Source organism: Phycisphaeraceae bacterium (assembly GCA_020639155.1).
In the GTDB taxonomy this organism is placed as follows: Bacteria; Planctomycetota; Phycisphaerae; order Phycisphaerales; family UBA1924; genus JACKHF01.
Genome location: JACKHF010000001.1, coordinates 1948391 through 1962153 on the forward strand (window position 1 = coordinate 1948391; position 13763 = coordinate 1962153).

The 13763-nt window shown below is 55.1% G+C and carries 13 protein-coding genes; 3 read left to right on the top strand and 10 right to left on the bottom strand.

Going from position 1 to position 13763, the window contains the following annotated elements; genetic code table 11:
* Positions 1-47 precede the first annotated feature (47 nt).
* From rnpA to H6815_08225, 6 genes are all read right to left on the bottom strand, one after another.
* The gene (gene rnpA, locus H6815_08200) at positions 48-485 is read right to left on the bottom strand and encodes a ribonuclease P protein component (GenBank protein MCB9860421.1); all 438 of its coding nucleotides are present in this window, start codon (positions 483-485) and stop codon (positions 48-50) included.
* Positions 482-1936, bottom strand: a complete 1455-nt coding sequence (locus H6815_08205) for a M20/M25/M40 family metallo-hydrolase (protein ID MCB9860422.1) — start codon at positions 1934-1936, stop codon at positions 482-484. The genes rnpA and H6815_08205 overlap by 4 nt, the downstream gene beginning before the upstream one ends.
* 101 nt (positions 1937-2037) lie before the next feature.
* The gene (locus H6815_08210; GenBank protein MCB9860423.1) at positions 2038-2757 is read right to left on the bottom strand and encodes a PEP-CTERM sorting domain-containing protein; all 720 of its coding nucleotides are present in this window, start codon (positions 2755-2757) and stop codon (positions 2038-2040) included.
* 205 nt (positions 2758-2962) lie between these two features.
* Complete coding sequence (locus H6815_08215) at positions 2963-3442, bottom strand: hypothetical protein (protein ID MCB9860424.1); 480 nt, start codon at positions 3440-3442, stop codon at positions 2963-2965.
* A gap of 42 nt (positions 3443-3484) precedes the next feature.
* Positions 3485-4540, bottom strand: coding sequence for a DUF1559 domain-containing protein (locus tag H6815_08220; GenBank protein ID MCB9860425.1), 1056 nt, complete (start codon positions 4538-4540; stop codon positions 3485-3487).
* Between the two features lie 223 nt (positions 4541-4763).
* Entirely contained in the window at positions 4764-5813 is a 1050-nt protein-coding gene (locus H6815_08225) for an endonuclease/exonuclease/phosphatase family protein (GenBank protein MCB9860426.1), read from the bottom strand.
* A 106-nt stretch (positions 5814-5919) separates the two neighbouring features.
* On the opposite strand from H6815_08225, the gene ispH reads away from it, so the two are divergent.
* Complete coding sequence (gene ispH, locus H6815_08230; GenBank protein MCB9860427.1) at positions 5920-6969, top strand: 4-hydroxy-3-methylbut-2-enyl diphosphate reductase; 1050 nt, start codon at positions 5920-5922, stop codon at positions 6967-6969.
* A gap of 66 nt (positions 6970-7035) precedes the next feature.
* Here the strand turns inward: ispH and H6815_08235 are convergent, their stop codons facing one another.
* From H6815_08235 to H6815_08250, 4 genes are all read right to left on the bottom strand, one after another.
* Positions 7036-8169 (bottom strand): hypothetical protein, encoded by a 1134-nt coding sequence (locus tag H6815_08235; protein ID MCB9860428.1) that lies wholly within the window; start codon positions 8167-8169, stop codon positions 7036-7038.
* A gap of 21 nt (positions 8170-8190) precedes the next feature.
* Complete coding sequence (locus H6815_08240; GenBank protein ID MCB9860429.1) at positions 8191-8817, bottom strand: hypothetical protein; 627 nt, start codon at positions 8815-8817, stop codon at positions 8191-8193.
* Positions 8818-8923: 106 nt separating this feature from the next.
* Positions 8924-9712 (bottom strand): hypothetical protein, encoded by a 789-nt coding sequence (locus H6815_08245; GenBank protein ID MCB9860430.1) that lies wholly within the window; start codon positions 9710-9712, stop codon positions 8924-8926.
* Between the two features lie 32 nt (positions 9713-9744).
* Positions 9745-11499, bottom strand: a complete 1755-nt coding sequence (locus H6815_08250; protein ID MCB9860431.1) for a hypothetical protein — start codon at positions 11497-11499, stop codon at positions 9745-9747.
* A 182-nt stretch (positions 11500-11681) separates the two neighbouring features.
* Between H6815_08250 and H6815_08255 the strand changes: the two genes are divergently transcribed.
* Positions 11682-12989, top strand: a complete 1308-nt coding sequence (locus H6815_08255; GenBank protein ID MCB9860432.1) for a hypothetical protein — start codon at positions 11682-11684, stop codon at positions 12987-12989.
* Positions 12990-13107: 118 nt separating this feature from the next.
* The gene (locus H6815_08260) at positions 13108-13734 is read left to right on the top strand and encodes a GxxExxY protein (protein MCB9860433.1); all 627 of its coding nucleotides are present in this window, start codon (positions 13108-13110) and stop codon (positions 13732-13734) included.
* The last annotated feature ends 29 nt before the right edge of the window (positions 13735-13763 follow it).

The window sequence follows — 13763 nt, forward strand, 5'->3', positions numbered from 1 at the left end:
TTCAGCGGGGATGTTCGCGTCGTGCGATGAACTGCCGTGTGCGCACATTACGAGTCATCCTCTGTGCGGAGACGCTTGTTCCAGAGTGCGTGCAATGCGTTTGCTGCTCTGGTGAACGACTCGCGATATCCGTTGATGCGCTGCAACTCGTGCTGGCGCACCTGCACGATGAAGTCGTACCCGGTTCCGTTTGTATTCAGTGGAATCGACGCATGCTCGTGGCGGAACACTTCCCGCAGCAGGCGCTTGATGCGGTTGCGTTTCACAGCGTTCCCAACGCGCCTGCCTACAGATAATCCCAATCTGTGATGGTCGAGCGTATTCGGTGCAGCGAATACAACGATCGCGCCGTGCGGCTTGCGTGCGCGTGACGCGAACACATGCTGATAGTCCCGGTTGCGCGACAATCGATGCCGGGCACGAAACACGAACGAGCGAGGTTCATCCGCGTGTTGTTTTAACTGGTTGTGGTCGACTGTGTTCATTGCATTGCGAGGAGTTCGTTCACCAGCATCGCGTGCGACCGACACCCGAGTCTGAAGCATCCGAGTTCGAACTTCTCGTTCGGTGAGTGCACGCGATCGTCATCGAGACCGAACCCCATGAAAATCGTTTCGAGCCCGAGTGTCTGCTTGAGCAGGCCCGCGACCGGGATGGATCCACCGGACTTGATGAGCGCAGGCTCGGTGTTGCTTGCTGCTTTGAGCGCACGCATTGTTGCAGCAAGCAGAGGTGAATCCGTTGCGACGGTTGCGGGCAAACCGCCCGAATGATCGATCTTCTCCCATCGGCACCCGGATGGCGTGCGCTGATCGAGCCATGCAAAGAATGCTTGTGTGATCTTCGCCGGGTCCTGATCGTCGACGAGTCGGAATGAGACCTTGGCGCTCGCGTGCGATGGGATCACGGTCTTGGCACCCTTGCCCGTGTACCCGCCAATGATGCCGTTGATCTCAGCGGTGGGACGTGCCCATTCGCGCTCGATCGCGCTGAAACCAGCTTCGCCGATATCGCCCTGTGGTGGCATGCCGATGCCTTTCAGTGCAGCATCCTGATCGTGTCCAAGCTTTGCCCAGTTGTCACGCTCCTGCTGTGTGAGCGTGCGCACACCGTTGTAGAAGTTGGGAATGGTGATGTGCCGGTTCTCATCGTGGAGCTGTGCAAGCACGCGCACAAGCTCGGTGATCGGGTTTGCGACGCGCCCGCCCCAGAGCCCGGAGTGGAGATCCTGATTCGGTCCATGCAGGACGACTTCTGTGTACGACAAACCGCGCACGCCGTAGGTGATTGCGGGCTTGCCGCGTCCGAGCATGCCTGTGTCGGAAATCAGGCACACGTCTGTCTGCTTGAGCATCTCCGCATTCTCGCGCACAAATCGTTCGAGATTGACCGAGCCCGATTCCTCCTCGCCCTCCAGCAGCACGGTGATCTTCAAACCACCAGCGGTTTCACCCGAAACCTCTTTCCACGCGCGCATCGCTTCGAGGAATGTTGCGACCTGACCCTTGTCATCGACCGCGCCGCGCGCGATGATGCGATCGTCCGGGCACTCGGTATCAGCCTTCTTTATGACGGGCTCGAATGGTGGCGACTCCCACAACTCGATCGGATCGACCGGCTGCACGTCGTAGTGACCATAGAACAGAATGTGCGGGCCCTTCGCGTTTGCGTCATGCACTGCTGGCGTGGTTGCGAGGACGATCGGGTGTCCTGGTTTGTCGGTCGTGCCGGTGGGCATGAGCTTCGCGTCAAATCCGCTTGCGCGAAGATGGTCGGCAGCCCATTCCGCTGCGCGCTTGCAGGGCTCGCGATACGCGGGGTCTGTACTGATTGAGTCGATCTTCAACCAGTCAATGAGGCGTGCCACAGAGGCCTGCTCGTTTGCTGCAAGCCAGTCGAGTACGCCTGTTGCATGGGATGTTGCGGATGCGGTCATGGTGTCTCCAGTTGGTGTTTTCAAGGAAGCGTAGGTGGGCACGAAAAAACAGGCCAAGCCGACGGAATCGGCCTAGCCTGTGCAATAAGCAGAATCAGCGTTTATCGACGACGACGCCCGAGCGCTACCAGACCAAGGCTGGTCAGCGCGAGTGTGCCCGGTGTCGGAACTGCGAAGACGATATTGTCAACGAAGAGCGCTTCCGACGCTGCGTTTGAGTCGAGTTCAAAGTGAAGCGTTGCCATGGTGTAGCTCGACAGGTCGAGTGTGCCAGTTGTCCATGCGCCAACATGGTTTTTAATATCGTCGCCGGATGCTGCGAGGATGTCGAGTTCGACACCGCCATCGACCGTTGCCCAGATGCGCACGCGGTCGTCGGCCTCGTAGCCTGTGTCCTGCAGGTAGTAATCAATGCTGACGTTCCATGTGCCCGTGTAGTTCACCGTGTCAAGTGAGACTGTCATGAGGCCGTCTGCATCGGAGATCTCGTATCCGTTGAGGCCGTGCGTGTATGCGCCGACTGTGCCGGTGAAGTCTGTGACACCAACAAAGTCACCCTCGCTCAATCCGGTTGTTGACGAAGACTGTGCCGATGGTGTATAGAAAGCACTGAAGCCGAGTTCGCCACCAATACTGGTGTAGTTGACCAGTGGTTCGCCAACATTGTTGATCAGCGCGTGTGCGACAAGGGGATCGCCGGTGTCAACATACTGACCACCGAAGACAGCCGGCTCCTCAAAGCTGGTGTACGCAATCTGGCCGAACGCGGAACTCGCAGCAGCACCAGCGCATGCAATAACGACAAACACATTCTTTCTCATCTCTCTCCTCCTCAGGCCCGGTAAGGCCAGAACTGAACAATCGACGCAATACCGAAAGCGCCGCATGCTGAAAAATCAGCGTTCGGAGCATAGAAGGGAATCAAACAGAGAGATACACAGAAAGCGCAAAGAACACACCGAAACCGCAGGAACTGAACCATGATAAGCCACGCAGGAGAGCCTGCGGTGGAATAGCTGTTTGTTATCATCGCCCTTCGTTGAATGCTTCGACAAGGAGCTCATCAGGAGGAGTGGGGTTATGCTCGCGCACTTCTTTGCCGCACACAGGACAAAGAGTGGGGCCTGCTTTTCCGGTAAACTTGTTCAGCAGCACATAGTCTGGCGTATTCTTTGCTTTGCCATCCGGAGTCCAGTAGCACTTCTCAGGCATGTAGAGTGTGTTGCGACCTGTCTTTGGGTTTTTCCAGGGAAACGGCTGATCCTTCGGTACACGGAAGTTGTCAAAGATCTCTCCGGTTTCCGCATCCATGACAAGGCGCGTGCTTGTGACTGCAGCGCTTGATGGGTTCTGGTTACGAATCCACGGTAGTGCGATAACAACAATTACACCCACCAGCACAAAAAAAAGCACAATCTTCAGAACACCAGAGTTTGACTTCCTGCCCGTTTTCTCAGGCTGTTTCTGATCGTCAATTTCCTCAATGAGATCATCCCATGGTGACACAGCACTGACTCCTCATAATAATGCGCAATCCATCAATGGGATTCAGGGGACAACATAGGGCTTTGCAGTGGAGATATTTCCAAGTTTGTGCTCAAACTGCTTGATCGCATCGTTCCAGAAGTTTGTCTTGCGGGTAAGCAATGTGCCACGCGGGAACCAGTAGTCTGGGTCGAGTGCGTCTCGATCGGTGTGCATTTTGACATGGCCGTCGAAGAACGCGAGATACCCGTATGCATCGCCAGCGCCTTTCTTGTCGAGGGGGCCTGCCTTTGAGTTGTGTCTGAATGCCCAGCGTCTGGCATCAAACTTCACAGAAGTTGAGCCTGACACAAAGATGGCACGACCATCTTCGCCTGGTGCTGCAAACCTGTCCATCTCCTTGCTCTGACGATACCAGAACCCGACACCACCAAATGCGCCTCCGTAAGCAGCGTTGATGTCTTCGTCGAAATCGGGAGCGGTGCCCCTGTCGGCGTACCGATGGCTCTCGAACAGCGCCACTTTGTTGGAGCCAACACCAACCTTATGAAGCTGTGGTGTGTATCCGCGCCTTCTTTCAGTATGAACGCCTGTGCCACCCTGATTTGTAGGATCCTCCGTTGAGGTGAACTGTGTGGACATGCCGTAGGAGATCATTCTGCCAGCAGCCCAGAGCGTGGAGTTCCCGTTATAGACGGTTGCAGTGACCTCATTTGTCGGATCATGGAACGCGTCTGCTTCCTGATACCACTTGAATCGTGCAGCCCGATCCTGCTCCGTTGTTTGCTTGGTCGGTTCTCGAAGACCAATGTACTCTGCAATCGGCCCAAACCAGTCATACGTCTGGATTGAGGTGCCATTGAATGTGCCCTTGAGTGCATCGGCTCCCGATGTTGTAGGGCTGCCAGGCAGGTAGCCTTTGTTTGTGTCGGTGTACATCAGAATACCGGTCACAATCTGACGCATATTGCTGGAAGATTTCATTGCGCGAGCAGCTTCACGGGCGTTGCCCAGTGCTGGCAGCAGGATCGAAATCAGCAATGCAATAATGGCTATCACAACGAGCAACTCGATCAACGTGAACGCTGGTCGGAGTGTGCGGGTGTGCTGGCGTGACATGCTCAATACCCCCGAAAATGCAACCGATTGTATTCAGCTCCGCGAACATTGTTCGGACTTTGAACGGGTTGCAGTGAAAACTCACGAGAACATGGAAAAGAATATGCGCGGATGTTACAAAGTCTTCCGAGAAACAACTGTCTCTTTAGAAACCGGGGAGATTTGCGGTTGATCTTTGCGCTTGCTTTATAACTTTGTGGATAAGTCCAGAAGCAGTACTGACTCATTGATCATTCGGAACAAGATCGATTGCGACAGGATAGTGGTCTGAGGCCCAGCCCTGAGGGGCAGGGGTGGTTCGCCAGTCGGACCCTTTGGGACGGGCAGGCGTGCCCAGTACAAAGATCGAGTTTGGCACGTACTCGTTCGCAAGCGCGGGATTGATCAGGATGAAGTCGATGCGCCGGTTGGATTCGTGCGTCTGGATCTCAGGATCGTGCGGGACGCGCCCGGCAAACGGATCCATCAGCCCAGCAGCGATGTAAGTTGCAACGGACATGTCAACAGCCCGTGCGTTGAAGTCACCCAGTACAGCAATATTCGCGTTCTTGTTCCGCTTCTGAACTGTATCGATAAGCTGGACAACCTTCTTTGATTCGGCTTCACGCCAGTAGTTGTTGTACGTGCCGGATTTGTGGTGCATCACAAACAGCGTAAGTGTGTAGTCGGACTCTCCATCCTTGTCGCGATCAATGGAGACATCTGCACGCATCGGTGAACGTTTGAACGTGATCGGTTGACCTGCGTACCAGTTCACGTCGTTCCCATATTTCTCAGGATGAATACCACCGAGTGGGAGATTCGGCCAGACCTCGGCATGTGTGATCGGGAACCGTGACAGCACCGCGTTCTCGATTCCGCGATCGTCCCCAGTGTCGATCGACATCACATAGTCATATCCCATGTCCTTCAGATACTCCTCACGGAACTCAATAAGAGCGCTACGGTTCTCAATCTCTTCTACCGCAAGGATGTCCGCGTCGAGTCTGTGGATTGTGTCCGCGAGTGCCTGCTTCTGATTTGCTGGCGTCGTGTCGTCAATGTCCTCATTGCGTTCGGTCATTGATGGATCGTCACGGTCGTCAAAGAGGTTGAACAGGTTGTATGTGGCAAGTCGGATCGTTCCCTCTGCCTTTGGCTTCGGATTGGCAAGCCCGTAAACTCTCGCGTCCTTCGTTTGTGTTGGGGCTGCCGAGGTCGCATCCTGAGCGAGAACACCGCCACCACAAAGAATGATTGCTGCAATACCACAAATCGTGTGTCTCTGCGCCATGGCTTGCCTCCAGTCGAACGAGGGGAAGGTCCTGAGCGTAGTTCCCCTTTGGACTGGTCCATTGAAGGCGCGACAGACTGCCAAGTGCAGCTAGGATTCACCGAACATGCGGATTCTTTTACCAAATCCTCGCGGATTCTGTGCTGGCGTGCAGATGGCGGTCGACGTTGTTGACCAAGTCCTCGACCTGTTCGAGGGTGAGACTGTTTACGTCTACCACGAGATCGTCCACAACAGGCACGTCGTCGGTCGGTTCAGCGATCGAGGCGTGGTGTTCGTTGAGGACATCGCGGATGTGCCCCAAGGCGCGATCGCGGTCTTCAGTGCGCACGGCGTCAGCCCTGCGATCAGAGAACAAGCGAGTGCACGACAGCTTCGCGTCATCGACGCAACCTGCCCACTTGTGACGAAAGTCCACTCAGAAGCAATCCGGTATGCGCGGCAAGGGTACCAGATTTTGCTGGTAGGGCATCGCAACCATCAGGAAGTCATCGGCACATTCGGCGAAGCGCCGCACGCGACGCAGGTGGTTGAGTCGCCGGACGACATTCCGAATCTGACAGTTATCGATCCCGACAAACTCGTGTATCTCACGCAGACCACACTCTCGACAGACGATGCGGACATCATCATCAACGCGCTGAAACAGGCATTTCCGAATATCAAGGGACCACCTGGATCGGACATCTGCTACGCGACGACAAATCGTCAGCACGCCGTGCGCCAGCTCGCGCCGCAGTGCGATCTTGTATTGGTGGTGGGATCAAAGAACTCATCCAACTCCGTTCGTCTGACTGAGATTGCGCGCAACGTCGGGACACCTGCGCATCTGCTTGATGATGCTGATCATCTCGATCTGTCGTGGTTTGCATCAGGAGATGAGACGGTGCTGCTCACAGCTGGTGCGTCAGCGCCGGAGGATCTTGTTGCGGGCATCTGCAGGAAACTGCTCGACACATATGGTGGCACAATCGAGCAGGCGGATGTCTACGACGAGGACATGGAGTTTGCGCTCCCAGCAGCATTGCGCAGGGAGATGAAGTCCCGCGGCGTTGACGGCGATTCAGCCCGCATTCGCGTGGGCAGGCACGAGATTACCGCTGCGCAGTATGGCGCGGTCGCGCTGACGGTCTCGGCAAAGCCGGCCGGAACCTGAGAGATATCCGGATGTCAAACCGTCTATCTTCAAGCGTTCTGCTGGGAACTTGATGTGTGAACGAGGTTACTTTGAAGTTTCGGGCTGAGCAACTGGTGTGGTGTGCTCCTTGTTGTCTAGTTGCATGCGAAGATCAGAGATATCGAAGATGGCAAAGTGGGTTTGCAGCACATCTCCGTTAAGTCCCTGGCCCTGTACTGTAATGGCTCGGTCGCCATCGGAGGAGATGTCAAACTCGCGGACCAGATGATTTTCCGGCCCCAGAATACTGCCCCAGTGTTTTTCACGCATGTCGTACACTGCGACAAACTCCACCATCCAGTTGTGTACAAAGACGAGGTCATGTTTTTCAGATACACGAATCCCAACTGAGGCAATATCGCCTCTGACTTCGTGTGGGCCTTGTCGTTCCATGCTGTCGAGGGGCCACATCTCAATCTCGCTCCAGTGGTTGTCCTCGATTCGAACCGAGATCATGCGGTTACTTCCCCAGTCGGTATGAACGACTGGACCTACCAGTTCCTGTTGTTCGTCGACAGTTCCGTCATTCGCTTGAAGTACTGTCAGTCTTTCGGTGCCCGCATCAGGGTCATAGATAACGATACCGATATTGTCCTTGTCAGCCATTATGGCAGCAGTGAACTCGTTTGCATTGCGCAGGGGGATCTCAAATTTTTCCTGAATGGAGTTTGTCTCGATGTTCCAGCGTTGAAGTGTGGAGCCAAGTGCAACATATACGGATTTCGATGCTGGCTGGAATGCAAAGTACCTGAAAACACCGGGAGTTGTTGGATCTCCGATTGTTGATACTTGCTCGCCTGAGTGTGGGTCAAAGAAATGTATACTTGCTGCATCGTCTTGAACGAACATGATGGTGTTCGGGGCGGATCGAATTTCGGGAAATCCTTGAACGAAGCCCTCCGTTGTAAAACTCAGTACATCTTCGACACGACTGTCCTCAAACCAGATTCGAGACACAATCGTTTTGCCTGATCCATCGTGGCGAGCAACAAAGGCGGACTTTGAGTCATCTGCGAGTGCGACACCGCGGATCATGCCCACACCCTCGGGAATCTCTACAAGCCGAATTGGATCGAGCATGATGAGCTTTGGCTCGCTCTGCTTGGGAGGGTCTCCCTGTGAAAATGCCGCATGTGAGAGACAGAGGACAGCAATGGCAAGGTAGTGCAACGGTTTCATCCGCAATGCTAGGAGAGCAGGTTACAGAGCCCGACTCTCTTCCCGTCTCTGCATCGGCAGGAGTCCGATCAGAAGCATGACACCGCCAGCAAGGATCAGCCACGGGCGGATGTGGTCGTTCGTTGTCCAGCGTTCAAGTAATGAGTTCTTGATCTGTCTCGGCTCGATAGTGATGAGGCCCGGCTCAAGGTCGCGGAACACCGACGCAGGCAGGAACAGCGTGTTGCTCGTTGGGAGCAGCGGCGACTCACCTGCGGGGATGCGGTTGAGCTGCTCTGCTGCGAGTGAACGGACCAGTCCCGGTTCGCCCCGCTCGATCGCATCAAGGTAGGCGGTGTGAAGTTCGATGCGATCCAGCCGGTTCTGCTCGTAGGCGCTGGCGCGGTCGCGCTCCCACATCGCCTCGTCGAGTCGATCAAACGCTGGGATGAGCACGGTCGCGCCGAGCAGTCCGATGGCAGCAATGACGAACGGCCAGCCCGGGTCGAGCAGCGACCAGCCGAGCCGATCCGTTGCGCGGAGTGTCCACGTGCTACATCGCCGTGTGTGTGATGTTGTCCATGTGAAGGCAGCTTTGGCGCGCAGCCAGACCGACCTCGCAAGTGAGGGCTGGACAGTGTCTGGAATGGGGTTTGGCTGATCGGTCACGCAGAGAAGGGTATCGGCAGATTGATCGTACGCATTACACATACGGCTGTGGACAGCAAAGCACCTGCTTTGCACTGTGTCTTTAGTACATGAGTAGCCCCTCGTCTTATGGACACCCGGAAGCATACTCATTGCCGTAACAGACAAAGTCAAAGATGTTCAGAACAGCATTCTGGTCGCAGTCAACGATGATCATTGACCCTGCATAAAAGTTGGCAAAGTTGACGTAATCAAAGATATTCAGGGTGCCATTTGCGTCCATGTCAGCATAGCAGTCAATCGGGAACAGGTGTATACCTGTAATAGCACCCTGTTGTGTCGGAGAGGTTGCAATCCAGTCAATCTCGAGCCAATCTTCAGTGACTTTGATGTAATGTCGAAAATAGTTCACCCCGTATTGGAGTCCGCTTGGAGTAGTGGAACTCCACCCGCCAGTGAGGGTCATGGTAACTTCCAGATTGCTCGAGCGATCGATGAACGTTGTTGGGGAGAGAAAGCTCGCCGTGCTGTAAACGTGTATCTCATACCACTGGGGTTGAAGCCCTTCGAGTCGTATCCGTTGCGGTTCAGTGGCTGCGCCAAACCCATCGTCGAACAATGCAAGGGGATCACCAGTGACGATTGGTGCTATCGAATATACAGCGGTGGGCGGTGTCACACTCAAGGGGAGTGAGAGCAGCACTCCCGAGGGTGTTCCGTCGAGTCCCATCAACTCGACAGGAGGGTCGTTTGCTGAGAAAGCGTCCAGGCTGTTCCAAAGGCCAGTCAGATTCGTGGTGGGCACATAAGACTGTGATGGGGTTCCCCAATGGGTGCCAAAGTCGATGTTCAGACCTTGCCCGAAGGCCGATGCGGAAAGAACAGCAGAAGCGAGTATGCACAGTTGATAACGCATGGGTGACTCCCGTTCCCTGATCGCAATGAACACTATGGACATCCTGCAGCGAAGGCGTTGCCGAAGCAGATGTAATCGAAGACATTGAACAGGCTGTTGCCATCGCAGTCGGCGTAGGGATCGCCTGATGAATACGCGTTGGTAAAACAACTGAAGTCCAAGATGCTTAATACGCCGTTCCCATCACAATCAGGGTAGCAAACCTGATCAATACAGATGTTCCCTGAACCAAACTGAACGCAGTTGTTGCCAGCAGGAACAAGATCGCGAAGATTTGTCCATGTGCCATTGAGGAACGCATACGCGTTGAACGTGCCAAGCTCGAGCGTCGCTCCATCGCTGATCTGAAGTCCATCCTGACCACTGATGCCAGGAAAGTAAACAGTTTCCGGCGTGCCGAATGTGCGATTGCCGTTGTCAATGTTGTCAACAAGCCTCAGAGTGCCTTTGACGAGGAGCTTGGGGATATTGAAGTTCTGCACGTAGTACCCATCGACACCATAATCGGTTCCTGCAACTTCGAGAGATCCCGTTGAGAATGCGGACCCCGCGCTGAGTCTTCCGTGAAAACTCCATAAAAACTCATTTGTCTGCTCGGTTGAAAACGAACCGGCTGAAATCCCGACAGATTCAGTAATAATAATTTCTGCTTGAGGGCCGAGCTGGATTTCCTTTGTGCTCAAGATGGCGCTTGCAGAATAGGGAGACCCTGGATACGTGCTTGCGCCAACAGCAAGCTTGTCGAGCACATGTATATATTCGGCTGTGGCACTGGATGTCGTGCTTCCCCATGTGTAGTCGCCCGCGTATACAGAGCATTCACCAACTGTAACGATTCCAGGCCCTGACATGGTGTTGCTTGCTGAGTAGTATGAACTGCATGCCACAGTGTACTTGTTCAGGTGCGACGCTTCACTGATAGTGCAGAAGCTGTCGCTGTTTACAAGCTCAGCACAGCTCTTCACGTTCATGTAAGAGACACCGGATTCCGCAGAGCTTGCGGACGCTTTGCCTTGCACGTGGTGGGCAAGGACCGATGCGCCGGAGCTTCCGCAGGGTTGGCAACCATACCCACTCGAGATAATGCCGAGATCGCCTCCAATATCTTTGCAATGAATGGAAACGTGGATGCTGTCCGTTGCGCTCGCGATCACGTTGCCGCTCACGTCGCCAGTCGCTATGGCGCAAGTGTGAGAACCGCTGAAGCTGGTTCCGGATACGATGAGGTTGCCCAGAACATCGCTTGTTGTGACTGTGGATTCCCCTTCATAGACATTGCAGTTCAGATTTGCTGTGGTTGTACTCGGTACATCAATCATTGTGTAACCTTCGCTCCCCGTGATATTCAGGTTTCCCATGGTGCCTGTACTCTCTGAAGCAATGCTCAGCAGGCCAAAGTAGGCGTTGGTTGTCAAGTTTCCACGTAGTTGGTTCTGGGGATGGGTGAGCGAAAGAAATGATCCTTGATTGCTAATTGATCCTGTCAACAGACTGGGTCCGGTGACTTCAAGCGAGTTCCCATACTTTGCAATCGATGATCCCTCTCCCATTTGCAATGAATGGATCGTGTTCGGTTCGAAGTATCCGTGATATACAGATTTGCCGGAGGGGAGAATAACAGTTGCGTTCGGATCGCCGAAGGGGATCATTGGCGGATCCCAGTTCGATGCGTTATCCCACTGATCGTCGACAGCCCCGGTGAATGTGTACGTTTGCTGGGCCGATGAAGCTGTTGCGAGACCTATTACTCCAGATACTGTGAGGAACATTTTGACTAAATGATTCATGTGTTACCTGCTGGATCCGTTGCGACTCAACCTGTTCGACTCTGCGCTATTGTAACGAATATCGATCGAAGCAGATGCACGTAGTGTATTAAAATTGTAGAAAAGAGATGGCTTATCCGAGCAGGCTTCCTGTTTGGCTGCTGGTTTGTTGCAGCTGCCGATTTGGCTCCTACTGTCCTCTGATGAAACGACCCGTTGCAATCACAGGCCTTGGCGTGGTGTCCGCTGCTGGAATCGGTATCGATGCGCTGTGGGATGCTCTCGGAGCGGGCAGATCGTGCATCGGCCCGATCACGAGTTTCGATGCTGAGGGGTTCCCGTCGAGGCTCGCTGCACAGGTGCCCGAGTTCTCTGTCCGTGACTGGGTGCCCAAGAGCTACCGCAAAGCGACCAAGGTGATGGCTCGCGATATCGAACTCGCGGTTGTGAGCGCAAAGCTCGCAGTTGATGATGCAAAGCTCGTGACACGTGGCAGCGAGGATGAGAACGCGAAGCTGACGTATCCCGCGTCACGCCTCGGGTGCCACGTCGGTGCTGGTCTTATTGCAGCTGAGACGAACGAACTGAGCTACGCGTTTGCATCTGCGCGGAGCGATGCCGATCCAACAAAGCTCGATCTGAAGAAGTGGGGGACGAGTGGTATGGGCAATCTGCCGCCGCTCTGGCTGCTCAAGTACCTGCCCAATATGCTCGCGTGTCATGTCACGATTGTGCATGGTGCAGAGGGGCCGTCGAATACGATCACATGCGGTGAGGCGAGTTCACTTTCGTCGCTCGGTGAGAGTGCGCGCGTGATTGAGCGCGGGAAGGCAGACGCGAGCATCGCGGGAGGCGGCGAGTCAAAGCTGAACCCCATGGGCATGATGCGCATGTGGTACGCGGGCCAGCTTGCCGAGGTGACAGAGGATGACGCCTCGCGTGTGGGTGATATTGTCCAGCCGTTTGCCAATGTGTCACGCGGCGGCATCGCTGGTGAGTCGAGCGGCTTGCTAGTTCTTGAGGCTCTTGAGTCTGCACGTGCTCGCGGTGCGAGTGTCCACGCGGTGCTTTCTGGGTTCGGTGCAGCGATGGATGTTGCAGATGCAACCGACTCTGATCCCGGAGCATCCTATTGGCCCATTGGAACACACCAGGGTGTCGTTGGCGCAGTTGAATTAGCACTGCAGGATGCGAACCTTTCGCCGGACGACATTGATCTGATTGTCCCGCAGGGTGTTGGCGTGCCCTCGCGTGATCAGGCAGAGTGGAACGCGCTGGCGGAGGTCTTCGGTGATCGGCTCGACAGCATCGCTCGTATTGATCTGGTTCCCATCATCGGGTTGTCGTGGGCATCGCAGGGCGCTGTGCAGACCGCAGTCGCTGCGGCCTGTTTGAGCCGGGGTGAAATCCCTGTTACGGATCAAAAACCGCGTCATGCGCTTGTCTGTTCATATAGCATGGGCGGGCTTGCCGCAGCGGTTGTCCTGTCACGCGCAGACGGGCTACCCTGAAGAACTCGCCGCACAGGCATCATCGGCGATCTTGGCGCACCTATCGCCCAGAGAGGCGCTTTGAACACAACAACGGGCATTCCGCTTCCACACCAACCACACACAAGGAGTACAGCACATGTCCTACCACCGCCATGGCAATCGACCATACGACAATCGCGGGAACGATCGAGGCTACGACCGCGACCGCGGCGGTGATCGCGGAGGGCACTATCGCGGCGGCGGCGGTGGTGGCCATTATCAGAAGCGGCGTGGCATCCCCCTCTCCGAACTCGATTCGGGGTTGACAGACATCAGTCGTCGCGTCATTGGTTGCGCGATTGAAGTCCACATGGAACTTGGACCCGGATTCCCGGAAAATATCTACCGCCAGGCGCTGCTGATCGAACTGCAGAAGGCGGAGATCAAGTACAAGCAGAACCATGACATCGCTGTGTTCTACGACGATAAGGAGATCGGAAAGATCACAGTTGACCTGCTGATTGAGGATAAGTTTGTGCTTGGCGTGCTTGCGCGTCCCGGCGATGTCCACATCGGTGATCGCCGCGAAGTCATGGCGCAACTGCGTGAGCTTGATCTTGATCTTGGGTTGCTTATCAACTTCGGCGAGCGTCGCCTGAAGGACGGGCTTGTCCGTGTGCTGAACATGGAGAAAATCCGTGCGATGCGCGAGGATCAGGACGGCGAAGGCGGCGACGACGCGGACCATGACGACGATGTCGAGGTAACCGACGACGACGAGTGATTCGCTCGGTGTTGAAACCCGACCAGATG